This window comes from Microbacterium proteolyticum (assembly GCF_029639405.1).
GTDB lineage: Bacteria > Actinomycetota > Actinomycetes > Actinomycetales > Microbacteriaceae > Microbacterium.
Genome location: NZ_CP121274.1, coordinates 1,974,417 through 1,999,308 on the forward strand (window position 1 = coordinate 1,974,417; position 24,892 = coordinate 1,999,308).

At 71.5% G+C, this 24,892-nt stretch carries 19 protein-coding genes; 15 read left to right on the plus strand and 4 right to left on the minus strand.

What is annotated here, in order from left to right; translation table 11 throughout:
• Nucleotides 1-196 precede the first annotated feature (196 nt).
• Complete coding sequence (locus P8R59_RS10015) at nucleotides 197-1,648, minus strand: NCS2 family permease (protein ID WP_278100927.1); 1,452 nt, start codon at nucleotides 1,646-1,648, stop codon at nucleotides 197-199.
• A 63-nt stretch (nucleotides 1,649-1,711) separates the two neighbouring features.
• Here P8R59_RS10015 and P8R59_RS10020 point away from each other — a divergent pair, with 63 nt between their 5' ends.
• The 4 genes from P8R59_RS10020 to purH all read left to right on the plus strand — a co-directional run bounded on the left by P8R59_RS10020 (nucleotide 1,712) and on the right by purH (nucleotide 6,043).
• A complete protein-coding gene (locus tag P8R59_RS10020) occupies nucleotides 1,712-2,155 on the plus strand; it encodes a nitroreductase family deazaflavin-dependent oxidoreductase (RefSeq protein ID WP_278100928.1) in 444 nt (147 codons plus the stop codon).
• Between the two features lie 125 nt (nucleotides 2,156-2,280).
• A complete protein-coding gene (locus P8R59_RS10025) occupies nucleotides 2,281-3,771 on the plus strand; it encodes a cell division protein PerM (RefSeq protein WP_278100929.1) in 1,491 nt (496 codons plus the stop codon).
• Between the two features lie 5 nt (nucleotides 3,772-3,776).
• Complete coding sequence (gene purN / locus P8R59_RS10030; protein WP_278100930.1) at nucleotides 3,777-4,376, plus strand: phosphoribosylglycinamide formyltransferase; 600 nt, start codon at nucleotides 3,777-3,779, stop codon at nucleotides 4,374-4,376.
• Between the two features lie 56 nt (nucleotides 4,377-4,432).
• Entirely contained in the window at nucleotides 4,433-6,043 is a 1,611-nt protein-coding gene (gene purH, locus P8R59_RS10035; RefSeq protein WP_278100931.1) for a bifunctional phosphoribosylaminoimidazolecarboxamide formyltransferase/IMP cyclohydrolase, read from the plus strand.
• A 479-nt stretch (nucleotides 6,044-6,522) separates the two neighbouring features.
• Here purH and P8R59_RS10040 read toward each other — a convergent pair whose 3' ends face one another.
• Nucleotides 6,523-7,038 (minus strand): DUF1697 domain-containing protein, encoded by a 516-nt coding sequence (locus P8R59_RS10040; protein ID WP_278100932.1) that lies wholly within the window; start codon nucleotides 7,036-7,038, stop codon nucleotides 6,523-6,525.
• A 93-nt stretch (nucleotides 7,039-7,131) separates the two neighbouring features.
• On the minus strand, nucleotides 7,132-8,559 hold the full coding sequence (locus P8R59_RS10045; RefSeq protein WP_278100933.1) for a dihydrolipoyl dehydrogenase family protein: 1,428 nt from the start codon (nucleotides 8,557-8,559) through the stop codon (nucleotides 7,132-7,134).
• A 252-nt stretch (nucleotides 8,560-8,811) separates the two neighbouring features.
• Here P8R59_RS10045 and P8R59_RS10050 point away from each other — a divergent pair, with 252 nt between their 5' ends.
• The 6 genes from P8R59_RS10050 to P8R59_RS10075 all read left to right on the plus strand — a co-directional run bounded on the left by P8R59_RS10050 (nucleotide 8,812) and on the right by P8R59_RS10075 (nucleotide 16,223).
• Nucleotides 8,812-9,837: a LacI family DNA-binding transcriptional regulator gene (locus tag P8R59_RS10050; protein WP_278100934.1), complete on the plus strand. Its 1,026-nt coding sequence runs from the start codon at nucleotides 8,812-8,814 to the stop codon at nucleotides 9,835-9,837.
• Between the two features lie 38 nt (nucleotides 9,838-9,875).
• Nucleotides 9,876-11,159: an extracellular solute-binding protein gene (locus tag P8R59_RS10055; RefSeq protein ID WP_278100935.1), complete on the plus strand. Its 1,284-nt coding sequence runs from the start codon at nucleotides 9,876-9,878 to the stop codon at nucleotides 11,157-11,159.
• Between the two features lies 1 nt (nucleotide 11,160).
• A complete protein-coding gene (locus P8R59_RS10060) occupies nucleotides 11,161-12,135 on the plus strand; it encodes a carbohydrate ABC transporter permease (protein ID WP_278100936.1) in 975 nt (324 codons plus the stop codon).
• Nucleotides 12,132-12,959, plus strand: a complete 828-nt coding sequence (locus P8R59_RS10065; protein ID WP_278100937.1) for a carbohydrate ABC transporter permease — start codon at nucleotides 12,132-12,134, stop codon at nucleotides 12,957-12,959. Before P8R59_RS10060 ends, P8R59_RS10065 begins: the two co-directional genes overlap by 4 nt.
• A gap of 2 nt (nucleotides 12,960-12,961) precedes the next feature.
• Entirely contained in the window at nucleotides 12,962-14,029 is a 1,068-nt protein-coding gene (locus P8R59_RS10070) for a glycoside hydrolase family 130 protein (RefSeq protein ID WP_278100938.1), read from the plus strand.
• 181 nt (nucleotides 14,030-14,210) lie between these two features.
• Nucleotides 14,211-16,223 (plus strand): hypothetical protein, encoded by a 2,013-nt coding sequence (locus P8R59_RS10075; RefSeq protein WP_278100939.1) that lies wholly within the window; start codon nucleotides 14,211-14,213, stop codon nucleotides 16,221-16,223.
• A 130-nt stretch (nucleotides 16,224-16,353) separates the two neighbouring features.
• Here the strand turns inward: P8R59_RS10075 and P8R59_RS10080 are convergent, their stop codons facing one another.
• The gene (locus tag P8R59_RS10080; RefSeq protein WP_278100940.1) at nucleotides 16,354-17,226 is read right to left on the minus strand and encodes a LysR family transcriptional regulator; all 873 of its coding nucleotides are present in this window, start codon (nucleotides 17,224-17,226) and stop codon (nucleotides 16,354-16,356) included.
• A gap of 81 nt (nucleotides 17,227-17,307) precedes the next feature.
• Here P8R59_RS10080 and P8R59_RS10085 point away from each other — a divergent pair, with 81 nt between their 5' ends.
• From P8R59_RS10085 to P8R59_RS10105, 5 genes are all read left to right on the plus strand, one after another.
• Nucleotides 17,308-18,540 (plus strand): MFS transporter, encoded by a 1,233-nt coding sequence (locus tag P8R59_RS10085; RefSeq protein WP_278100941.1) that lies wholly within the window; start codon nucleotides 17,308-17,310, stop codon nucleotides 18,538-18,540.
• A 196-nt stretch (nucleotides 18,541-18,736) separates the two neighbouring features.
• The gene (locus P8R59_RS10090; protein WP_278100942.1) at nucleotides 18,737-20,254 is read left to right on the plus strand and encodes a DNA-3-methyladenine glycosylase 2 family protein; all 1,518 of its coding nucleotides are present in this window, start codon (nucleotides 18,737-18,739) and stop codon (nucleotides 20,252-20,254) included.
• Nucleotides 20,251-20,748: a methylated-DNA--[protein]-cysteine S-methyltransferase gene (locus tag P8R59_RS10095; protein ID WP_278100943.1), complete on the plus strand. Its 498-nt coding sequence runs from the start codon at nucleotides 20,251-20,253 to the stop codon at nucleotides 20,746-20,748. Before P8R59_RS10090 ends, P8R59_RS10095 begins: the two co-directional genes overlap by 4 nt.
• A gap of 418 nt (nucleotides 20,749-21,166) precedes the next feature.
• Nucleotides 21,167-23,056 carry an ABC transporter ATP-binding protein gene (locus P8R59_RS10100; protein WP_278100944.1) on the plus strand — a complete coding sequence of 630 codons (1,890 nt, stop codon included), beginning with the start codon at nucleotides 21,167-21,169 and terminating at the stop codon, nucleotides 23,054-23,056.
• Entirely contained in the window at nucleotides 23,053-24,870 is a 1,818-nt protein-coding gene (locus P8R59_RS10105; RefSeq protein ID WP_278100945.1) for an ABC transporter ATP-binding protein, read from the plus strand. Before P8R59_RS10100 ends, P8R59_RS10105 begins: the two co-directional genes overlap by 4 nt.
• Nucleotides 24,871-24,892 lie beyond the last annotated feature (22 nt).

Here is a 24,892-nt window from a genome sequence, read left to right on the forward strand (position 1 = left end):
GCTCGCGTTGTGCGGGCCCCGTGACGAGAGCGGCGGCGGAGCGGCGGGCGGTGCCGGCGTCGAGTGTCCAAGACACGCCGTGTCGGGCCGGGGGCATGCGGCGTGTCCTGGACGCTCGAGCCCGGAACACCGCCGCACCCGCATACGGGAAGGGGCCCGGATGCCGTGGCATCCAGGCCCCTGTCGAGCGCGGGGCTCAGCCGAGCAGGGCCTCGACCGGGCCGCGGACGAAGAAGACGACGAAGCCGGCGGCGACGATCCACAGCAGCGGACTGATGCGGCGGGCACGGCCCGACAGCGCCTGGATCACGACCCAGCTGACGAAGCCCGCGCCGATGCCGTTGGCGATCGAGTAGGTCAGCGGCATCACCGTCACCGTGAGGAACACCGGGATCAGCACCGAGAGGTCGCTGAGGTCGACGTGGCGGATCTGCCCCATCATGAGCGCGCCCACGATCACCAGGGCGGCGGCGGCGATCTCGGTCGGGACGATGCTCGTCAGCGGCGTGAAGAACATCGCGAGCAGGAACAGGGCCCCGGTCACGACGTTCGCGAGTCCGGTCCGCGCGCCTTCACCGATACCCGATCCCGACTCGATGAACACCGTGTTCGACGACGACGACGTCGCGCCACCGGCGACCGCGCCGATGCCTTCGATGATGAGGGCCGAGCGCAGGCGCGGGAAGGTGCCGTCGGGGGCCGCGAGACCCGCCTCGCGGGACAGGCCGGTCATCGTGCCCATCGCGTCGAAGAAGTTCGTGAACACCAGCGTGAACACCAGCATGAGCGCCGCAAGCACGCCGATACGGCCGAAGGCGCCGCCCAGGTCGACCTGGCCGACGAGCGACAGGTCGGGGAGACCGACCCACTGCGTCGGAACAGTGGGGACGCTGAGGCCCCAGCCGCCGGGGTTCTCCGCCGAGCGGGGGCCGAGCTTGGCGATGGCCTCCACGATCACCGCGATGACCGTGCCGCTGAGCAGGCCGATGAGCAGCGCCGCCTTGACCTTGCGCACCATGAGCACGGCGGTGATGAGGAGCGTGAGCACGAACAGGGCGGTCGGGATCGTGGCGATCGACCCCTGCACACCGAGTCCGACGGGCGGCGACGACAGCCCCGTCGCGGTCACGAGGCCGCTGTCGACGAAACCGATGAAGGCGATGAACAGACCGATGCCGACGGTGATCGCCGTCTTCAGCGCGAGCGGCACGGCTTCGAAGATCATGCGGCGCAGACCCGTGACCGCCAGCAGCACGATGATGAGCCCGTTGATGACCACGAGCCCCATCGCTTCGGGCCAGGTGACGCCGCCGACGATTCCGACGGCGAGGAACGAGTTGATCCCGAGGCCGGCGGCGAAGGCGAACGGCAGGCGGGTGACGAGACCGAACAGCATCGTCATGACGCCGGCGGTCAGCGCGGTGACCGCGGCGACCTGGGGGAAGCCGAGCGCGTTGCCGGCGACGTCGGGGGTTCCCGACAGGATGATCGGGTTCAGGATGACGATGTAGGCCATCGTCACGAACGTGACGACGCCACCGCGCACCTCGGCGCCGACCGAGGAACCCCGGGCGGTGATCTCGAAGAACCGGTCGACCGCGTTCTTCGGGGCGGGAGCGGCGGTGGTCTCGGGAGCGGGCGTGCTCATGGGGGCTCCAGAAATGGGGGAGAGTCGGTGCCGGGGAGGGGGAGCGGGCCTATCGTGGGGGACATGCCACTCTCAGGAGAGTATCTGCCCAGCACCAGCGAATGGGCCCGTTCGCAGGCCGAGACCTTCGAGGCCAGCGGGGGTCAGGAGGCCGCGGAACTGCGGGGCGTTCCCATCATCGTCCTCACGACCGTCGGAGCAAAAACGGGGGGCCTGCGCAAGACCGCGCTCATGCGGGTCGAGCACGACGGACGCTACCTCGTTGTGGCATCCAAGGGCGGTGCTCCCGAGCACCCGGCGTGGTTCCACAACCTCGTGAAAAACCCGCGGGTGGAACTGCAGGACGGCGACGTCAAGCGCGAATACCAGGCACACCAGGCCGAGGGCGCCGAGCGCGACGAGTGGTGGGCGCGCGCCGTGGCGGTGTGGCCCGACTACGACGAGTACCAGAAGAAGACCGAGCGCCGCATCGAGATCTTCGTGCTGGAGCCGGTCTCCGGCGCGTGAGTCGCCACGATTTGTCGCTTCGGACCGCGCAGAGGCGACAAATCCTGGCGACTCGCGCACGGGACGGCGCACCCCGCCGCGCCTGAGGACGCGGCCAGGGAAGCGCGGGTAGGGTCGGTCTGCTCATGCATCGTCTCCTCGTCGCTCTCCTCGCCGCCCTCGACGCGCTCCTGGCCGCCGCGGTCGGCATCGCCGTCGTGCTCGCACCTCTCGCGCTGATGTGGGTCGTCGCCCTCGGCGACGCCGACTGGTCGGCTCTGTGGCCGACGGCGGCGGCGGTGTGGCACCTGGGGCACCTGGTCCCGATCACGGTGACCCTGCCCGATGCCTACCTCGCGGCCACCGGCGTCGACCCTTCCCTCGCGACCTTCGTCCTCTCGCTCGCGCCGCTAGCCTTCGCCGCGTTCACCGGCCTGTTCGCCGCGCGCTCCGGCATCCGGGCCGCCGAATCGGGGGCCGCGCTGACCGGGTGGCTCTCCGGATCGCTCGTCTTCGCCGCCGTCGCCGCCCTGGTCGCGCTCACGTCGGCGGCTCCCCTGGTGTCGTTCGAGACGTGGCAGGCGATCCTCTTCCCGTCGCTGATCTTCGCGGTCCCGTCGCTGGTCGGCGCCGTCGTGGGCTCCTGGCGGGTCGGTGACGAGGGGCCGGTCGATCGCCTCCGTGCAGGGATCGAGCGGATGCCGCGAGACTGGGCGCCCGTTCCCGGGCTCGTCCTGCGCGGCGTGGCCCTGACGACCCTGGGTCTCGTCGCCGTGGGCGGTGTCGTCGTGGTCGCCGGTCTCCTCGCGCGCGGCACGCAGATCATCACGCTGTTCCAAGCCAGCAACGTCGACGGGATCGGGGCCACGGTCCTTGCCCTCGGCCAGCTCGTCTACCTGCCGACGCTGGTGCTGTGGGCCGTGGCGTTCGCCGCCGGCCCCGGGTTCTCGCTGGGCACCGACACCGCCGTCACCCCCGCCGCCACGCAGGTCGGTGCGGTTCCCGGCATCCCGATACTCGGGATCGTCCCCGAGTCGACGACGTCGTGGCTCCTGCTCCTGGCGCTCCTGCCGATCGCGGTCGGAGCGTTGACGGGGTGGATCCTGCGCTCGTCGATGCCCGAGCGCTCGGATCACGAACCGGTCGCCCCGCGGCTGGTCGTCGCGGTGGCGGTGGCCGCGCTCACCGGGGGAGTCGGCGCGCTGATCGCGGTCTTCTCCAGTGGCGCGATCGGACCGGGGCGCCTGGCCGAGACCGGACCGCAGCCGGGTCCCCTCGCGCTCGCCCTCGGGCTCGAGATGCTCGTCGGCCTCGCGATCCTGCTCCTCGCCCCGCGGGCGTCGCTCCCGCACCGCGCGCACCCGGATGCCGCGACACCCGATCGCGAACCCGAGACCGCGCGGGCGTTCCGCGACCGTCCGTCCGAGGCCGTGCTCACGGCCGCGGTACCGGCGCCGTGGGCACCGGAGCCCGTTCCCGGCGACACCGACGAGCGCCCGGCAGCCCTCGACACCGATGACGACGTCCAGGCCCGCATCCGCGAGGCGTGGTCGCGCATGGAGCCGCTGCCCGCCGAGTGGCGCGACGGGCCCGGAACCGACGCGACCGATGGCCGGGACGCGCGCCCCGTAGACTGACCTCCGTGCTCACGGTCGCCGTTCTCATCTCCGGCACCGGCTCCAACCTCCGCGCCCTGCTCGAGGCGGCTGCCGCCCCCGACTTCCCCGCGCGGGTGATCGCGGTCGGTGCCGATCGCGAAGCCGACGGCTTCGCCCACGCCGAGCACTTCGGCATCCCGACCTTCCTCGTCCCGTTCGACGGGTTCTCCTCGCGCGAGGAATGGGGCGCCGAACTCGGTGCGCAGCTGCGGGTCTGGCAGCCCGACCTCGTCGTGCTGAGCGGACTCATGCGCCTGCTGCCCGCCGACCTCGTCGCCGAGTGGGAACCGCGCATCATCAACACCCACCCCGCGTACCTGCCGGAGTTCCCCGGAGCTCACGGGGTGCGCGACGCCCTCCGCGCCGGCGCCGACCAGACCGGCGCGAGCGTCATCGTCGTCGACTCGGGAGTCGACACCGGCCCGATCCTCGCTCAGGAGCGCATCCCCGTGCTGCCCGACGACACCGAGGACACCCTGCACGAGCGCATCAAGCCCGTCGAACGCCGTCTGCTGATCGACGTCGTCCGGCGGATCGCCGAGGGAGACCTCGACCTGGATGCCACGGCATCCCGCCACCCCTGAACCCCCGCGGGCGGTCGCCCGCGTTCCGCATCCCACGAGACACAGGAGCCGCAGCCATGGCCGGACCCCGCCACGACCCCGCCGACTACCGTCCCCGTGACGTCGTCCCGATCCGCCGCGCACTGGTGTCGGTGAGCGACAAGACCGGCCTGCTCGAGCTCGGTGAGGCGCTGGCGTCCGCGGGCGTCGAGATCGTGTCGACCGGGGGCTCGGCGACGCTGCTCCGCGACGCCGGGTTCGAGGTGACCGACGTCTCCGCCGTCACCGGCTTCCCCGAGTCGCTCGACGGACGCGTGAAGACGCTGCACCCGAACGTCCACGCCGGGCTCCTCGCCGACCTGCGCCTGGCCGGCCACGAGGCGCAGCTCGACGACCTCGGCATCCTCCCGTTCGAGCTCGTCGTCGTGAACCTGTACCCGTTCGTGGAGACCGTGGCATCCGGCGCCGAGGGCGATGACGTCGTGGAGCAGATCGACATCGGCGGCCCTGCCATGGTGCGCGCCTCGGCGAAGAACCACGCCAACGTCGCGATCGTCGTTTCGCCCGAGTCGTACCCCGCGATCATCGACGCGCTGCGCACGCAGGGCGGCACGAACCTCGTGCAGCGCCGCGAGCTGGCCGCCCGCGCGTTCTCGCACACCGCCGCCTACGACACCGCGGTGTCGACGTGGTTCGCGGAGGGGACGCTCGGCGACGACATCGACCTCCCGGCGCACCTCACGATCCAGGCCGAGCGCCTGTCGACCCTGCGGTACGGCGAGAACTCGCACCAGCGCGCCGCGATCTACACGCGCGTGGGCGGCCACGGCATCGCCCAGGCGACGCAGCTGCAGGGCAAGGAGATGTCGTACAACAACTACGTCGACGCCGACGCCGCGCTGCGCGCCGCGTTCGACATGGTGAAGCCGGCTGTCGCGATCATCAAGCACGCGAACCCCTGCGGTATCGCGGTCGCCGCTCCCAACGCGCTCGACCCGATCGCCTCGGCGCACCTGCGCGCGCACGAATGCGACCCCGTCTCGGCGTTCGGCGGCGTCATCGCCGCCAACAGGACGGTCACGCTGAAGATGGCGGAGAACCTGCGCGACATCTTCACCGAGGTCATCATCGCGCCCGACTTCGAGCCGGAGGCCCTCGAGGTCTTCAAGCTGAAGAAGAACCTGCGCGTGCTGCAGCTGCCCGCCGACTGGCGCCAGGAGCCGATGGACGTGCGTCTCGTCTCGGGCGGCCTGCTGCTGCAGGATGCCGACCGCTTCCCCGCCGACATCGAGTCGGTCGCGAAGGACTGGGAGCTCGTCTCGGGCGAGCGCCCGTCGGACGAGGAGATGACCAACCTCATCTTCGCCTGGAAGGCGTGCCGCGCCGTGAAGTCCAACGCGATCGTGCTCGCGAAGGGTTCGGCGACCGTGGGCATCGGCATGGGCCAGGTCAACCGCGTCGACTCGTGCCGCCTCGCGGTCGAGCGCGCGGGCGACCGTGCGGCCGGGTCGATCGCGGCATCCGACGCGTTCTTCCCCTTCGCCGACGGCCCGCAGGTGCTGATCGACGCCGGGATCTCGGCGATCATTCAGCCCGGCGGTTCGGTGCGGGATGCCGAGGTCGTCGACGCCGCGCGCGCCGCCGGCGTCACGATGTTCTTCACGGGCGAGCGTCACTTCTTCCACTGACGCGCGCTGTTCTCGCCGCCCCCGCGACTCCGGTTGCGGGGGCGGCTGTGTTTGCGGCGGCGGGGTTTGCGCGGCGGTGTTTGCGCGGCGGGGTGGTGTGGCGATGTCGCGATAAACGCGATTCGCGCGCATAAACGCGCTGACGTCGCGTTTATGGTCGTGGATCGCATTTATCGCGGTTGGTGGACGCCGCGCGGCGCCGCGCACGGCGGAATCAGGCGACCGCGCGCGGTACGCGTCGGTGGGACGCGTCTCGGATGGGATGCCGTGGGGCAACGAGCCGCCCGGGTGCGGCCGATTGTGCGATAAACGCGATTCGCGCGCAGAAACGCGCTGGCGTCGCGTTTATCGTCGCGGATCCCGTTTATCGCGCGGTGTGGGCAGCAGCAACCGCGGCGCAGCGCGGACGGCAGCAACCGCGGCAGAGCGTGCACACACCAGCGCTCACCGCGACCGCCGTGTCGACGGCGGGCGCGGCGTCAGGCGCTCAGCGCGATAAGTTTCGCGATCGTGTTGGCGTTGCGCGCCGTGCCCGTGACGCCCAGGCGTTTCTCGAACCAGCCGGCCTGCAGCTTCGACCCGCCGATGCCCTCGGGGTAGCGCACGAACACCTCGCGGCCGTCGAGCACGGCCTCTTCCGGGATGCCGTCGGGCACCTTCAGCGCGAGGCCTGGTGCCGCGTCGAGGAACACCGTCTGCACCCACCGTCCCTCGGAGGCGTCGGCGAACGGGTTCCGCCCCCGCGAATCGGCGAGTTCGGCGTGCGAGCGCACGATCACCGCCAGGTCATGCCCGAACGCCGCGCGCACGGCATCCCGGATCGTTCCGGCGATCTCGTCGGGGGAGCGGCCGCCGTCGTCGAGCACGACGTTCCCGGCTACCTGCAACGTGACGACCTCACCGAGACCCGCGGATGCCAGCACCTCGCGCAGCAGCGGCATCTTCATCGCCGTTGGCCCGCCGACACCGCGGATCAGCGCGATCGTTCTCGGCATCCTGATTCCCTTCTCTTCGCGTGAGTCGCCGGGAATCGTCGCCTCGGCGGGCGGTGAAGCGACACATTGTGGCGACTCACGCGAACCCGCGGATCACGCCGAGTCGCGGCCCAGCGTCTCGAGCAGGCGCAGCCAGACCTCGCTGACCGTGGGGTACGACGGGACCGCGTGCCACAGCCGTTTCACCGGTACCTCGCCGACGATCGCGACCGTCGCGGAGTGCAGCAGCTCGGCGATGTCGGGGCCGACGAACGTCGCGCCGACCAGCACGCCGCGGTCGAGGTCGACGATCGCGCGGGCCTTGCCGGCGTACGCGTCGGACTGCTCGCTGGACCCGGCGACGTGCGCGAGGTCGTAATCGAGTACCTTCACGTTCAGGCCGCGCTTCTCGGCGGCGGCGGCGGTGAGACCGACGGACGCGACCTCGGGGTCGGTGAACGTGACCTGCGGGACGGCGTCGTGGTCGGCGGTCGCGACGTGGGCCCCCCACGGGCTGTCGTCGACCTCGCCGCCCTGCGCGCGAACGGCGATGACGTCGCCCGCCGCGCGCGCCTGGTACTTGCCCTGGTGGGTGAGGAGCGCGCGGTGGTTCACGTCGCCGACGGCGTACAGCCAGTCGTAGCCGCGCACGAGGAGCGTGTCGTCGACGTCGAGCCACGAGCCCTCCTCGAGGCCGACGGCGTCGAGCCCCAGGTCGGTCGTGCGCGGCACGCGGCCGGTCGCTACGAGCACCTCGTCGGCGGTCACGGCGGTGCCGTCGGACAGCTCGAGCACGCGGCGTCCGTCGTCGTCGCGGCGGGCGGCCGTGGCATCCACGCCCGTCTTCACCGTGACGCCGCGGGCACGGAGGGAATCGGCGACCAGCTCGCCGGCGAACGGCTCGGTGCCGCCCAAGAGGCCCGAGCGCGCGATGATCGTGACCTCGGCGCCGAGGCTCGCGAACGCCGTCGCCAGCTCGGCGCCGACGACGCCGCCGCCGAGGATCGCGAGCGACCCGGGGATGCTCTGCACCGCCGTCGCCTCGCGGCTCGTCCACGGCTCGATGTCGGCAAGGCCCGGGATGCCGGGGAGCAGCGCCGCGGAACCCGTGCACACCGCGACCGCGTGGCGGGCGACGAGGTCGGTCGTCGTCCCGTCGTCGGCGGTGACGCGCACCGTCTTCTCGCCGGTGAGGCGGCCGTGGCCGCGCACGAGCTCGATACCCGCGCCCTCGAGCCACGACACCTGCCCGGCGTCGTTCCAGTTGCTGGTCATGGAGTCGCGGCGGCGGAGGACCGCGGCGATGTCGAGGTCGCCGGTCACGGCCTGCTTCGCGCCGTCGACGTCGCGCGCGGCGCGCAGAGCGGCGCCGCTGCGCAGCAGCGCCTTCGACGGCATGCACGCCCAGTACGAGCACTCGCCGCCGACCAGCTCGGATTCGACGATCACGGCGGTGAGACCGGCCTGCACGGCGCGGTCGGCGACGTTCTCGCCCACGGGGCCGGCGCCGATGACGATCAGGTCGAATTCGCGTTCGCTCATACACCCACGGTATCGGCGCCCACCGACACGGGGGAGGGGTTGCGGTGTACCCCCGCGGGGCGGTGCGGGTTTGGGGCGCGATTGTCGGTTTGGGGCCGCGAATTTCACGCCCCAAACGAAGAAATGCGCCCCAAACCCGGGGGGCGCGCCCGCGGACCGCACCCGTCGAGGGTTGACTCACATCCCTGAACCGGTTTAGGCTCGACGGCACTGAACCGGTTTAGACCGATGGATGCCACGACGAGGTGCAGCATGACGAATGAGACGCGACCCACGATCGCCGATGTCGCGCGCCGCGCGGGTGTCAGCAAGGGCCTGGTGTCGTTCGCGTTGAACGGCCGCGCCGGCGTCGCCCCCGACACCCGCGACCGCATCCTGTCGGTCGCGGCCGAGATGGGCTGGAGCCCGAGCCTCCGGGCGCGGTCGCTCAGCGTCGGCCGGGCCTTCGCGTGCGGTCTCGTGATCGGCCGCAGCCCGGACGTCATCGCCGCCGACCCCTTCTTCCCGTCGTTCATCGCGGGCGTCGAGGACGAGTTCTCCGTTTCGGGCCAGGTGCTCGTGCTCGCGGCCGCCACCCCGGGCCGCCACGAAGAGGAGACCTACCGCGGACTCGCGGCCGACCGCCGCGTCGATGGCGTGATCCTCTCCGACCTCCGCGCCGACGATCCGCGCATCGACCTCGTCGCGAGCCTCGGCATCGCCGCCGTGACCCTCGGCGTCCCCGACGTCGACAGCCCCTTCACCTCCGTCTCGGTCGACGACGGCGCCGGCATCCGCCTCGCCGTCGACCACCTCGCCGACCTCGGGCACACCGACATCGCGCATGTCGCGGGTCCGTCCGCGATGCTGCACGGACGCCACCGCGCGGCCGCGTTCGAGGCGGCGGCGCGGGCGCGCGGCATCCGGGCCCGTGTCGTCGAGACCGACTTCAGCGCCGCCGACGGGGCGCGGGCCACCACGGCCCTGCTCGACGCCGAGGTTCCGCCCACGGCGATCGTGTACTCCAACGACAACATGGCTGTCGCGGGGCTCGGCACGGCGCAGCGCCGCGGCCTGTCGGTGCCCCGCGACCTCTCGATCACCGGGTTCGACGACACCGAACTCGGCCGGCACCTGTTCCCCGCCCTCACGAGCGTCTCCACCGACGCGCGCGGCTGGGGGGCGGCCGCTGCTCGCGCTCTGCTGCAGGCGATCGCGGGAGGAGAGCCCGAGGCACTCGCGCTCGCCGACCCCGGCCTGCAGGTGCGCGACTCCACCGCGCCGCCGACTCGAAGCTGACACCCGCGGGCCCCCGCCCGCCCCACAAGGAGGAAGACATGCGACGACGCATTCTCGCCACAGCAGTAGCCGCCACCGGCATCCTCGCCCTCTCCGCGTGCAGCGGAGGCGGCGGTGGAGCATCCGGAATGGATGCCAAGGGCCCCATCACCATCTGGTACTCGAACAACGCCGCCGAGATCGCGTGGGGCCAGCAGATGGTCGAGGCCTGGAACGCCGACCACCCCGACGAGCAGATCACGGCGCAGGAGATTCCCGCCGGGTCCTCCAGCGAGGAGGTCATCGGCGCGGCGATCACCGCCGGCAACGCCCCGTGCCTGGTGTTCAATACCTCGCCCGCGGCCGTGCCCGGCTTCCAGCGCCAGGGGGGCCTCGTGAACCTGTCGGACTTCCCCGACGGCGAGCAGTACATCACCGAGCGCAGCGGCGACCTCGCCGACCAGTACCGCTCCGACGACGGCGGCTTCTACCAGCTGCCGTGGAAGAGCAACCCGGTGATGATCTTCTACAACAAGGACCTCTTCGCCAAGGCCGGCCTCGACCCGGAGAAGCCGCAGCTGTCGACGTACGACGAGTTCCTCGCGACCTCGCAGAAGCTGAAGGCGGCCGGCGTCTCGGACTACGCCATCAACCCGGCGCCCACGAGCGAATTCTTCCAGTCGTGGTTCGACTTCTACCCGCTCTACGCCGCGCAGACCGGCGGGAAGCAGCTCGTCGAGGACGGCAAGGCGACCTTCAACGACGCCGACGGTGAGGCCGTCGCGAACTTCTGGCGCACGATCTACGCCGACGAGCTCGCCGGCAACGAGCAGTACCAGGGCGACGCGTTCGCCGACGGCAAAGCCGCGATGGCCATCGTCGGACCCTGGGCCGTGTCGGTCTACAAGGACAAGGTCAACTGGGGCGCCGTGCCCGTCCCCACCGAGAAGGGCACCGCGGCCGACCAGACCTGGACCTTCAGCGACGCGAAGAACGTCGGCCTTTTCACCGCGTGCCAGAACAAGGGCACCGCGTGGGAGGTGCTGAAGTTCGCCACCAGCCAGGAGCAGGACGGCAAATGGCTCGAGGAGACCGGCCAGATGCCTCTCCGCACCGACCTGACCACGACCTACGCCGACTACTTCAGCGCCAACCCGGCCTACCAGCAGTTCGGCGACCAGGCCGCCCGCACCGTCGAGGTGCCCAACGTCGTCAGCTCGGTCGAGATCTGGCAGGCGTTCCGCGACGAGTACTCCAAGGCGGTCATCTTCGGCGAAGAGGACGTGAACACCTTCCTCTCCAACGCCCAGACCCAGATCGACCAGCTCGCGGCGGGGAAGTGACATGACCGTCGATCTCACCCGCACGTCCGGGCGGACCGGGGGCGACCCCGGCCGGTCCGGTCGTGCGGGGGGAGCAGGGGATGCCGGGAAGAAGCGGCGCCGCCTCCTCGGGGCGCAGCCGCTCGGCATCCTGTTCTCCGCTCCGTACCTGATCTTCATCGGGGTCGTCTTCGCCTACCCGATCGTGTTCGCGGTGTGGATGTCGTTCCACGACTACTTCTTCACCGCCCCGGGCGCGAACGTCGACCGGCCGTTCGTCGGCCTCGACAACTACGTCGCGGCGCTGAGCGACCCGGCCGTCTGGCGGTCGTTCGGCAACGTCGGGATCTTCCTGCTGATCAACGTCCCGCTGACGGTCGTGCTCTCGATCGTGCTGGCCACGGCGCTGGACCGGGTGGTGCGCGCCCGCGCGTTCTTCCGCGTCGCGTTCTACGTGCCCTACGTCACGGCATCCGTCGCGGTGGTCGCGGTGTGGCTGTTCCTGTTCTCGAACTCGGGGCTGATCAACAACGCCCTCGGCCCGCTGGCGCCGAACCCGTCATGGCTGGTCAACTCGGCGCTCGCGATGCCGACCATCGCGCTGTTCGTGACGTGGAAGGGGCTCGGGTTCTACATCCTGCTGTACCTCGCGGCGCTCCAGAACGTGCAGCGCGAGCTGTACGAATCGGTCGCGGTCGACGGCGGCGGACGCCTCCGGCAGTTCTTCTCGGTGACCGTGCCGGGCGTGCGTCCGGCGACGTTCCTCGTGGTGCTGCTCGCCACGATCACCGGCGCGAACCTCTTCACCGAGCCGTACCTGCTCACCAACGGCGGCGGCCCCAACGGCGCGTCGACGTCGCCCGTGCTGCTGATCTATCAGAAGGGCATCGAGCAGCAGAACCCCGACGTGGCCGCGGCCATCGGGGTGGTGCTGATCATCTTCGTGCTGATCATCGCGGCGCTCCAGCGCCGGTTCGTGGGGAGGGAGGAATCATGAAGACCAGAGTCGTGACCTACGGCGTGCTGACGCTCGGCGCCCTGGCGTTCCTGTTCCCCTTCTACTACATGGTCGTCGGCTCGCTGCAGACGAACCCGGACTCGACGATCGCGGGCGCGTTCCCGCACCCGTCGAACCTGACGCTGGAGAACTACGCGGCGATCGACGGGCGCATCAACCTGCTGAAGGGCCTCGTCAACTCGGGCATCTTCACCGGGGGAGTGATCCTCGGCACCATCGTGTTCGGCGTGCTCGCCGGGTACGCGCTGGCGGTGCTGAAGTGGCGCGGCCGGTCGGCGACCTTCGCGCTCGTGCTCCTGGTGCAGGTGATCCCGTTCCAGCTGCTGATGATCCCGCTGTACGTGATGATCGCCCGCGACTACGGGCTGAGCGACAGCTACCTCGGCATGATCCTGCCGTTCTTCATCAACTCCACGGCGGTCGTGATCTTCCGGCAGTACTTCCTGCAGCTCCCCAAGGAGCTGTTCGACGCCGCCCGCATCGACGGGGCGAACGAGTTCCGATTGCTGTGGAGCGTCGCGCTGCCGCTCGTGCGCCCCGCGCTGCTGACGGCGGTGCTGCTGACCTTCATCGGTCCGTGGAACGAGTTCCTGTGGCCCTTCCTCATCACGAAGGATGCCGCGATGCAGCCGCTCGCCGTGTCGCTGGCGAACTTCATCTCCACGATCGCCGCCTCCACCACCAACCCCTTCGGCGCGATGATGGCCGGCGCCGTCGTGCTCGCCGCTCCCGCGGTGGCGCTGTTCCTGATCTTCCAGCGCTACTTCACCTCCAACGACCTCGGATCCGGAGTGAAAGGATGACAATGACCCCCGATTCCCCCGTCCCCTACCGCCTCACACGTGTGGGTGTGGTGATGACCCCCGAGCCCGGAAACGTAGACGAAGCCGAGGGGGTGCTCAACCCGGCCTCGGGCCGCGGCCCCGACGGCGAGCTGTACCTGCTGCCGCGCCTGGTCGCCGAGGGCAACGTCTCGCGCGTGGGCATCGCCCGCGTGGTCGTCGAGGACGGGGTGCCCGTCGCCGTCGAACGCGAGGGCGTGGTGCTCCAGCCCGATCGCGGGTGGGAGCGCGGCGCCGACAACGCCGGGACCGAAGACCCGCGCACGACCTGGGTGGAGGCTCTGGGGCTGCACGTCATGACGTACGTCGCCTACGGACCCCTGGGCCCCCGCACCGCCGTCGCCGTCTCCGAGGACCTGCGCGACTGGCGGCGTCTCGGACCCGTGCTGTTCCGCTACCAGGACGACCTCGACATGGACCTGAACCTGTTCCACAACAAGGACACCGTGTTCTTCCCGGAGACGGTCACGGCCCCCGACGGCAGCGAGGCGTTCGCGGTGCTGCACCGACCCATGTGGGACCTCGGCGAGACCAAGCCCGGACAGGGCGTGCGGGTGCCGGCCGGCGTCTCGGACGAGCGGCAGTCCATCTGGATCAGCTACGTGCCCGTGGCATCCGTCCGGGAGGACCTCGCGAACCTCGCGCTGTGGGAGCAGCACCGGTTCGTCGCGGGCCCCGCGTACCCGTTCGAGGCCGTGAAGATCGGCGGGGGACCGCCGCCGCTGCGGATCCCCGAGGGCTGGCTCGTGCTTCACCACGGTGTGACCGGCGTGATCGACAGCGCGTTCTCGCAGCAGCAGAAGGTGAACTACGCCGCGGGCGCCCTGATCCTGGATGCCGATGACCCGAGCCGCGTGATCGCGCGGACGCCGGAGCCGCTGCTGGCCCCCGAGACCGATGACGAGCGCAGCGGCATCGTGCCGAACGTCGTCTTCCCGACCGCGATCGAGGAGATCGACGGCCGCCACTTCGTGTTCTACGGCATGGCCGACTCGAAGATCGGTGTCGCCCTGCTCGAGCGCACCGACTGACGCTTCGGGCCGCGTCCAGAGGCGCGGCCCTCCGCGGCGGCGGCGGGGACACAACGAAGGAGATTTGCCTGGGCAGCCGACATCCACCGCGGCCTTCCGCGGACGGTCCCGTCGGGTCCCGCAGATTTCCTTCGTTGTGTCCCGCCGGGCCGCGAACCACCCCCATCGAAAGGATCCCCCCATGAACGCACGATGGAGTGCGCGCGGCCTGGCCCTCGCGGGCGCGGTCGCCCTGGCGGTGCCGCTGAGCGCGGCGCCGGCGTCGGCGCTGGCGCCCGCCACCGCCGAGGCCGCCCCGGCAGCCGCCGCGGCCGCACCGCTGACGAACCTCGACCACCTCGACTTCCTCCTCGGTTCGCCCACGCCCGCGGGCGTCGAAGGTCACACCACCTATCGTCTCGCCGAGGAGCCGACGCTCCTCGCGCCCTGGACCTACGCCGACGCCCGCGACGGCGGGACCTTCGAGCGCATCGGCGGCGGTGCCCTCGACCCCGCGACGGGCGACTGGAGTCAAGGCGCCTACAACGCCGACGACACCACCCGCGCCGCCGTCGTCTACCTGCGCCATTGGCAGCAGACCGGCGATGCCGACAGTCGCCACAAGGCGTACGAACTGCTCCGCACGGTCGCGTACCACCAGACCACCGACGGTCCTGACGCCGGGAACGTCGTGCTGTGGATGCAGCCGGACGGCGAGCTGAATCCCTCCGCCGAGCCGGTGGAGCTGCCCGACCCGTCCGACTCCGGCCCGAGCTACTGGCTCGCCCGCACGGTGTGGGCGCTCGGCGAGGGCTACGCGGCCTTCGCCGACGACGACCCCGACTTCGCCGCGTTCCTGAAGGACCGCCTCGCCCTGTCGCGCGGAGCGATCGAGCGCGACGTCCTGTCGAAGTACGGCCAATACGTCGAGGCCGACGGCAAGAGGGTCCCCGCGTGGCTCATCGTGGACGGCGCGGATGCCTCGGCCGAGGCGGTCCTCGGACTCGCCGCCGCCGTGCGGGCCGGGGACGACTCCTCGACCACCGCGGCGCGTCAGCTCGCCGAGGGCGTGGCCGCCATGGCATCCGGGACCTCCCGCGAGTGGCCGTACGGCGCGGTGCTCCCGTGGGCGCAGTCGCCGGCGATGTGGCACGCGTGGGGGTCGCAGATGCCCGCGGCGCTCGCCGTCGCGGCCGACGTCCTCGACGACCCGGCGCTGGCGGATCCCGCGATCGCCGACGCCACGGGCTTCACGACGACGCTGCTCACCGCGGGCGGTCCGGACAACGGCTGGTACCCGAGCCCGACCGACCGCGTGCAGATCGCGTACGGCGCCGACTCCCGTGTGCAGTCGCTCGTCGCCCTCGCCGACACGACCGGATCGAGCGCGTTCGCCGACCTCGCCGGCATCCAGGCCGCGTGGTTCTTCGGCGGCAACCACGCCGGCGCGCGGATGTACGACCCCGCGACGGGCGTGACCTTCGACGGGCTGCAGCCCGACGGCACGGTGAACCGCAACAGCGGGGCCGAGTCGACCATGCACGGCCTCCTGACCGCTCTCGCGCTCGACGCGCACCCGGCGATCGCCGCGCGGGCGACCGCGCTCACCTCCGTCACCGATCGCGTCGGCCTGACGTTCGTGCAGGCGGAGGATGCCACGTCCACCGACGGCACGGTCTCGACGCCGGCGTCGTGGACGGGGGAGTCGAGCTGGTCGGGTGACGCCCTCACCCTGAAGTCGCGGCAGAGCGCGACGTGGGACATCGGCGCGGCCGACTCGCGGCGGTGGGTCGAGCCGGTCGTGTTCTCGCAGCCGGGGGAGCAGTCGCTGTCGCGCTGGCGCGGCAACGGCGTCCTGAAGGTCACCGGTCCCGCCCAGGGCATCTCGCCGACGCCCGGCGCGCTGCTGCCGCACGCGCTGACCACCGCGGTTCCGGAGCGCCGGACCGAGCTCACCGTCACCGCGCAGCGCGGCGATCTCGTGCTCGACGGGCTCATCGTGCGGCCGTGGGTGTCGCGCCTCGTCCTCGAAGGCGGCGGCAGTCGCAGCGAGCTCGTGCACTCCAGCGCCCCGTCCGTGCAACGGACCACGGTCTCGGGCGGCGGGACGGTCCGGGTCTACGACTCCCGCGGCGCGCTCGTGCGCACGGCGGCGTTCGACCGCGAGATCACGGTGCTCCTGCCCTCCGGCGGGTTCGCGGTCGCCGAGCGCTGAGGCCGCGGCATCCTTCCTCTTCGTGCGTTTGGGGCGTGATTCTCCGTTCGGGGCGTGATAATCGCGCCCCGAACGGAAGGATGCGCCCCAAACCGGCTGCTCACCTCGGGATGCCGCACCGCGGGATGCCTCACCCCGAGGCGTGGATCGCCTCCACCACCGCCCGCACGTGCCGGCGGGAGACGGCGGAGGGGCCCACCGTCAGCGAGACGGTCCACGGGGGGAGGTCGTCGGCGACGGGACGCACGCGGCATCCCGCCTTCGGGACGACGTCGGGGATCACGGCGACACCGAGCCCGGCGGCGACGTACTTGGGGACGGCGGCGAGCTCGCCGACCTCGGCCACCACGTGTCGCGTCACCCCGCGGCGCTCGAGTTCGCCGTCGAGTTGCACGCGATTGCCGAAGCCGGGCAGCACGTCGATCCAGTCGTCGTCCGCGAGCTCGGCCAGCGAGATGGGGCCGTCCCCCCGGGCGAGCGGATGCGTCTCGGGCAGGACGGCGACGTAGGGGTAGGAGGCGAGCGGTCTCGACACGGCACCGGATGCCGGGGGCAGGGCCGTCAGCGCGAGGTCGAGACGGTCTCGGTCGAGGTCGACGAACAACCCGCGCGACCCCGTGGCCGAGACCGTCACGCGTACATCGACGAGCGGGTGCGAACGGCGGAGGCGCCCGAGGATCTCGGGGAGGTCGATGACCCGCAATCCCGCGAAGGTGCCGATGCGCACGAGTCCGCGAACCCCGGTTCCGGACTCGGATGCCGCCCCGCGCAGCGCGTCGACGTCGGCGAGCAGCGTGCGCGCGAGGGGGAGGAGCGCCTCACCCGCCGGCGTCAGTCGCACCGACTTCGTGGAGCGCTCGAGCAGGCGGACGCCCAGGTCGCGTTCGAGGCTCGCGAGGCCCGCGGACACCGTGGACTGCGCCGCGAACAGGCGGGCGGCGGCGGCCGTGACGTTGCGCTCGACCGCGACGGTCACGAAGTACTCGAGGAGGCGGGTCTCCATGCGGTGATCATAGACGGACTCGATCATCATGATCGAGAACGTTCGTTTCCCTCGATGCTCGCGACGGAGCATCCTGAAGCCATGACTTCCTCCATCGTCCTTCCGGTGGCCGCTCGGGCGACCGCCGCGCGTCTCTCGCACCGGACCGGGTTCTGGGTCACGGCCGCCACGTTCCTCGCGCTCATGGCCTTCAACACGGTGCCGACGCCGCTCTACGCGCTGTATCAAGCCCGCGACGGTTTGCCCACGTTCCTCATCACGGTGATGTTCGCCGCGTACTCGATCGGCGTCATGGTGTCGCTGTACCTCGCCGGGCACCTGAGCGACCGGCTCGGTCGCCGCCCGCTCATCCTCGCGGCCACGGTGCTTCAGATCGCCGCGGCCCTGGTGTTCGTGCTGCGCGCCGACGCCGCGAGCGTCATCGCCGCGCGCCTCGTCGCCGGGCTCGGCATCGGCCTGTTGACGGCGTCGGCCACCGCGCACCTCGCCGACCTGCGGCGCGTGTCGCACCCGGCATCCCCGGGATTCGCCGCCACGGTCGCGGGCGTCGCGAACATGGGCGGCTTGGCCCTCGGCCCGCTGATCGGCGGCCTCTTCGCGGAGTTCACCCCCGCGCCGCTCGTGCTGCCGTACGTCGTGTTCCTGGTCGGTTTCCTCGCGCTGGGCCTCGCGTACGCGTTCGTGCCCGAGACCGTCGAGATCGACCGGTCCTTCCGCTACCGTCCGCAGCGGGTCCGCATCCCCGCGGACGGACGCCGCGCCTACTGGGCGGCGGGCACCGCAGCGTTCGCCGCCTTCGCCGTGACGGGTCTCTTCGGTTCGGTCGCCCCGACGTTCCTCGCGGGACGGCTCGGCGTCACGGATCACCTCGTCGCCGGGGCCGTGTCGTTCTCGGTCTTCGGTGCCGCAGCCGTGTCGCAGGTCGTGTTCGCGGGCCGCTCGACCCGCACGCAGCTGCGGCTGGGGCTCGTCGCCATGATCGCGGGGCTGCTGAGCCTCGGCGCCGCCGATCTGCTGACCTCCGGCATCCTGTTCGTGCTCGGCGGCATCGTCGCGGGCGCCGGTGTCGGCCTCCTCTTCCGCGGAGCCCTCGCCACGGCGGGTTCGCTCGCCGACCCGCGCACCCGCGGCGAGATCACCTCGGGTGTCTTCCTCCTTGCCTTCGCCGGGATGACCGTGCCGCCGCTGGCCGTCGGCATCGCGCTCCTCGCCCTCCCGCTGGTGCCGGTGTTCCTCGGCTTCGTCGTGCTGGTGCTGGTCCTGTCGATCTGGGGCGGCCTGGTGATCCTGCGCGAGACCGCGGCGACCGCCTGACGCCGGGGCGGGTCGCCCGGCCCCCGCCCGTTTGCCTCAGTGTCCAAGACACGCCGATGCACCTCGGTGCCGTCCGCGTGTCTTGGACACTGAACGAAGGGGAGAGCAAGGGATCACGTCCGAGCGCGACGTCGCCCCCACCCTCGTGTCCGATTTCCGCCGGTACATGTCGGTGGTCGGTGGCAGGGTGGATGCCATGACCTCCACCGCCGCCGACATTCGGGGCTTCGACGAGCGCTACCGCGTGATCCAGTCGCGCGACCGGCGCTTCGACGGGCAGTTCGTCACGGCCGTGAGCTCCACCGGCATCTACTGTCGTCCGAGCTGCCCCGCGCGCACGCCGAAGGAGGCGAACGTGACGTTCTACGCCACGTCGGCCGCGGCGCACGAGGCGGGGTACCGCGCGTGCAAGCGCTGCCTGCCCGAGGCCGCACCGGGATCCCCGGCCTGGGACGTCCGGGGCGACGTCGCCGCCCGCGCGATGCGCCTCATCGCCGACGGCGTCGTCGATCGCGAGGGCGTGCCCGGCCTCGCGCGGCGTCTCGGGTACTCCTCCCGCCACCTCGGCCGCCTGCTCACCGCCGAGCTCGGCGCGGGGCCCCTCGCCCTGGCGCGGGCGCAGCGCGCCCACACCGCCCGGGCCCTGCTCGTGGGCACCGACCTGTCGGCATCCGATGTCGCGTTCTCGGCGGGCTTCTCGAGCGTGCGGCAGTTCACCGAGACGATCGGAGAGGTCTTCGGCATGTCGCCGACCGCTCTCCGCGCCCGACGCTCCCGTGCCGCGGGCACCGTCCCGGTCGGTGAGATCGACCTGGCCCTTCCCGTCCGCGGCCCGATCGACACCGTCGGCCTGTTCGGCTGGATGCGGGCGCACGCGATCCCCGGCGTCGAGATCGGCGGCGACGCCTCATTCGCACGCGTGATCCGGATGCCAGGGGGACCGGCGTGGTTCGAGGTGCGACGCGACGCCGACTCCCGCCTGCGCCTGCGCGCGCGGCTGACCGCCCTCGCCGACCTCGGCACCCTGATCGCGCGCGTCCGGCGCCTGTTCGACCTCGACGCCGATCCGCTCGCGATCGACGAGGCGCTCGCCCGGCATCCCGAGCTCGCGCCCGCGGTCGCCGCGGTTCCGGGCGTGCGCGTGCCGGGGGCCATGGATGCCGCCGAGATGCTGCTGCGCGCGATGATCGGCCAGCAGATCAGCGTGGCGTCCGCGCGGACGATGCAGGGGCGCCTGTCGGCCGAGCTCGGCGAGCGGACCGAGATCGGGGGAGCCGCGATGACGCTCTTCCCCGACCCCGCGGTCATCGCCGAGCAGGGTTTCGACGTGCTCCGCGGGCCGACCGCGCGCCGCCGCGCGATCGTCGAGGCCGCCGTGGCGCTCGCCGACGGCTCGCTGACGCTCGGGCCGGGTGACGACGGCGCCGAGCAGCGCGCGCGGCTCCTCTCGATGCGGGGGATCGGGCCCTGGACCGCCGACTACGTCCGCATGCGGGTGATCGGCGACCCCGACGTCCTGCTTCCCGGTGACGTCGCCGCGCGCGCCGGTGCGGCGGCGCTGGGGCTGCCCTCCGACCCCGCGGGATTCACGCGATGGTCGGAGCGCGCGGCGCCGTGGCGCAGCTACGCAATGGCCCATTACTGGTACGCCGCCCCCGTGACCCGGGCGTGGCGCACGCCGACCCCTTCGACCGAAAGCGAGCCCGCCCCGTGACCACCGCGACCCTCCAGTTCGTCGACACCCCCGACGGTCCCTTCGCGATCCTCGCCGACGCCGCCGACCGCGTGCTCGTCTCCGGCTGGACCGACGAGGTGGATGCCGTGCTCGACCGGCTCCGCCCGACCCACCGCCCCGCCGAGGTCGTGCCGGGCGAGACGCGCGCCGCCGCGGCCGTCGCGGCCTACTACGACGGCGATCTTGCGGCGATCGACGGCGTCGAGGTCGTGCAGTTCGGAACGCCGCTGCAGCAGCGAGGGTGGTCCGCCCTCCGGGCCATCCGGCCGGGAGCGCCGCTCACGTACACGGGGTTCGCCACCGCCCTGGGCTCGCCCACGGCCGTCCGGGCGGCGGCATCCATCTGCGCCCGGAACGCGCCCGCGCTTTTCGTGCCCTGCCATCGCGTGCTGCGCGGCGACGGCACGATGGGCGGTTTCGCGTGGGGCGTGGACGTCAAGCGACGCCTGCTCGAGCGCGAAGCCGCGGGCTGACGCGCCGCACAACCTCAGCGATTCGCTCAACCTCAGCGGCAGGGAGCCGGATGCCGCTGACGTCGAGCGGATCGCTGAGGTTGTGCCGCAGCCGGGCACCCCGGCGTGCCCGCGGCCCGTGCCGCGACAGCCCGCCGCAGAATCCACGCTTGCCCTCGGCGAACTCTCAGGCATATCCTGAAAAGCTGCCGCGCCCCCCGGCGGCTGCGCACCGATCGAGGAGGATGCCATGGACCAGATCGACGCCACCGTCGTACGTGCCGCCTCCTTTCCCGGCATCCGCGTCATCCGCCTCCCGCGTCGCCCGTAGCGCTTCGGCCGCTCCCGCGTCGCACGTCCCGGTGGGTCTCCACCGGCGCCCCTGGCATCCCTTCTCCCGCGCTCCACTCCCGCGCGTCGCTTCGACCCCATGAGGATCATGACCACCGCAGAAAACCGCCCTCACCTGTCGACGCTCCGTTCCCTCGCGCGGGTCCTGCCCATCGCGCGCCCCGTCCTCCCGCGCCTCGCCCTCGGCGCCGTCAGCGCGCTCGGTGCGAGCGTGCTCGCCCTGGCGATCCCGCTCGTCCTCGAGCAGCTGGTCGCCGGCCCCATCAGCTCGGGCGACCCCGGGCAGCTGGCGTGGGGTGCCGTGCTCATCCTCGGGCTGGGTCTGGCCGAAGCCGGCATGGTGTGGCTGCGCCGGTGGTTCGTGCTCGCCCCCGCGACGAAGGTCGAGTACGACCTGAGGCAGTCGTTCTACTCGCGCCTGCAGCGTCTGCCGGTGGCGTTCCACGACCGCTGGCAGTCGGGGCAGCTGCTCTCGCGCATGATGCAGGACATCAGCATGCTGCGCCGCTGGCTCGCGTTCGGCCTCATCCTGCTGATCGTCAACGTGCTGACGATCCTCATCGGCGCGGTGCTGCTGTTCCGGTGGCACTGGCTGCTGGGGACGCTCTTCCTCGTCGCCTCCGCGCCGCTGTGGTACGCCGGCTACCGCTTCGAGAAGCGCTACGGCGCCCTCGCGCGACAGAGTCAGGACCAGGCGGGCGACCTCGCCACCTCGGTGGAGGAGAGCGTTCACGGCATCCGTGTGCTGAAGGCCTTCGGCCGCGGGAAGCACGCTCTGCAGAAGTTCACGCGTCAGGCCGAGTCGCTGCGCGAGACCGAGCTCGGCAAGGCCCGGGCGATCGGCTGGATCTGGTTCTGGCTGGTGCTGCTGCCCGACATCGCTTTCGCGGTGTGCCTGGGCGCGGGCATCGTCCTCACGCAGCTGGGGCAGTTGCAGGTGGCGGAGCTCGTGGCGTTCTTCGCGATGGCTACCGTGCTGCGCTGGCCGATGGAGTCGATCGGCTTCCTGTTCTCGTTCCTGCTCGACGCGCGCACCGCGACCGATCGCATCTTCGAGGTGTTCGACGAGCAGAACACGATCGTCGATCCCGAAGAACCGCGTACGATCGCCGAGCCGCGCGGCGAGCTCGTCCTCGAGGGCGTGCATTTCCGGTATCAGGATGCCGCCGACACCGAGCCGGACCTCCTCGACGGCGTCGACCTGAGCCTGCGGCCCGGTGAGACGATGGCGCTGGTCGGTCTGACCGGTTCCGGGAAGACGACGCTCACCACGCTCCCGGGCCGTCTGTACGACGTCACCGGTGGCCGGGTGCTGCTCGACGGGATCGATGTGCGGGAGCTGCGGCTGTCGGAGCTGCGACGGCACGTGGGCATGGCGTTCGAGGACGCCACGCTCTTCTCGCAGACCGTGCGCGCGAACGTGCTGCTCGGCCGGGAAGACCTCGAGCCGGGCTCGCCCGAGGCCGAGGCCGTGCTCACCGAAGCGCTCGAGGTCGCGCAGGCGCACTTCGTCCACGACCTGCCCGACGGGCTCGACACCGTCATCGGCGAGGAGGGGTTGAGCCTGTCCGGCGGCCAGCGTCAGCGTCTCGCGCTCGCCCGCGCGGTCGCCGCGCGGCCCGCCGTGCTCGTGCTCGACGACCCGCTGTCGGCGCTCGACGTCGACACCGAAGCTCTCGTGGAGGATGCGCTCCGCGAGGTGCTGAGCGAGACCACCGCCCTCGTCGTCGCGCACCGTCCCTCGACCGTGACGCTCGCCGACCGGGTGGCCCTGCTGCAGGACGGCCGTATCACCGCGGTCGGCACGCACTCCGACCTGCTCCGCCGGAGCGACGCCTACCGGCACGTGATCTCCAGCCTCGAAGAGGCCGAGGCCGAACGCGAGGCGCAGACCGGCGCGATCCCCGTGATCCGAACCGGCCCCGACACCGCGGCATCCGCCGACGAACCCCTGCCCGCGAAGGAGGCGACCCGATGAGCACGACCACCGTCACCGGGACCAGCGGCGAAGATCGCTCGGACTACACCCGCGACGAGAGCCGGGCGATCCGCCAGCGCTCGCTGCGCCTGCTCGGCTCGCTCGTCTCGCCGCTGCGCGGTCAGCTGGTGCTCGCCGCCGCCGTGCTCGTGATCTCGACGGCCCTGCGCGTCGCGGGCCCCGCGCTGATCGCCTACGGCATCGACAACGCCCTGCCCGCGGTGATCCAGAACAACGACTGGATGCCGACGATCATGGTCGTCGCGATCTACCTCACGGCCGGCATCGGCGGTGCGGTGCTGATCGGGTGGTACGTCGTGGTGGCGGCCCGCCTCACCCAGGCGGTCATGCTCGACCTGCGCAAGCGCATCTTCCTGCACACCCAGCGCTTGAGTCTGGAGTTCCACGAGTCGTACACGTCCGGCCGCATCATCTCGCGGCAGACGAGCGACCTCGACACCATCCGCGAACTGCTCGACGGCGGCCTGAACGAGCTGGTCTCCGGCGTGCTGTATGGGTTGTTCACCCTCGTGGCGCTGTTCCTGATCGACTGGCAGTCCGGGCTGGTGCTCGCGGTCATGGGATTGCCGCTGTACCTGCTCATGCGGTGGTTCTACGGCCGGTCGCAGGTGATCTACCGCGAGTCGCGGGTGATCAGCGCCCAGGTGATCGTGAAGTTCGTCGAGAGCATGACCGGCATCCGGGCCGTGAAGGCCTTCCGCAAAGAGCCGCGGAACGACGAGGAGTTCGGCGATCTCGCGGGCCAGTACCGCGACGTGAACATGCGCTCGATCCGGCTGTTCGGCACCTTCGAGCCGGGCCTCATGGCCGTGGCATCCGTGTCGGTCGCGCTCGTGCTGCTGTGGGGCGGTGGTCGTGTCATCGGCGGCGCGCTCGAGATCGGTGTGCTCGCGGCGGCGGTGCTGTACGTGCGCAACTTCTTCGCCCCGCTGCAGGAGGTGGCGTTCTTCCTCAACTCGTACCAGTCCGCCACCGCGGCGCTCGAGAAGGTGTCCGGCGTGCTGGAGGAGCAGCCGACGGTGCCCGATCCGGTCGACCCGGTCGACCTGTGGAGCGCCCGCGGCCACGTGCGCTTCGACGATGTCACCTTCGGGTACTCGGAGGGGCGTGTCATCCTGCCGCACTTCTCGCTCGACATCCCCGCGGGGCAGACGATCGCCCTCGTCGGCACCACCGGCGCCGGCAAGACGACGCTCGCCAAGCTCATCTCCCGCTTCTACGACCCCACGAAGGGGGCGGTGACGCTCGATGACGTGGACCTCCGTCGCCTGCACCCCAAGGACCTGCGTCGGGCGATCGTCATGGTGACGCAGGAGGCGTACCTGTTCAGCGGAACGGTGGCCGACAACATCGCCCTCGGGAAGCCCGACGCGACGATGGAGGAGATCCGCGCGGCCGCCCGGGCCGTGGGCGCCGACGGCTTCATCGAGAAGCTGCCCGACGGCTACGACACCGACGTGAACAAGCGCGGCGGGCGCGTGTCGGCCGGACAACGGCAGCTGATCTCGTTCGCGCGGGCGTTCCTCGCCGATCCTGCGGTCCTGATCCTCGACGAGGCGACCGCGTCGCTCGACATCCCCAGCGAGCGGCTCATCCAGGACGCCCTGCAGACGCTGCTGGCCGACCGCACGGCGATCATCATCGCGCACCGCCTGTCGACGGTCGCGATCGCCGACCGCGTGCTCGTCATGGAGCACGGTCGCATCATCGAGGACGACAGCCCCGAGGCGCTCATCGCCGGAACGGGCAAGTTCGCGCAGCTGCACGCGTCGTGGCGGGAGTCGCTCGTCTGACGGATCGGGAGGGATGCCGCGG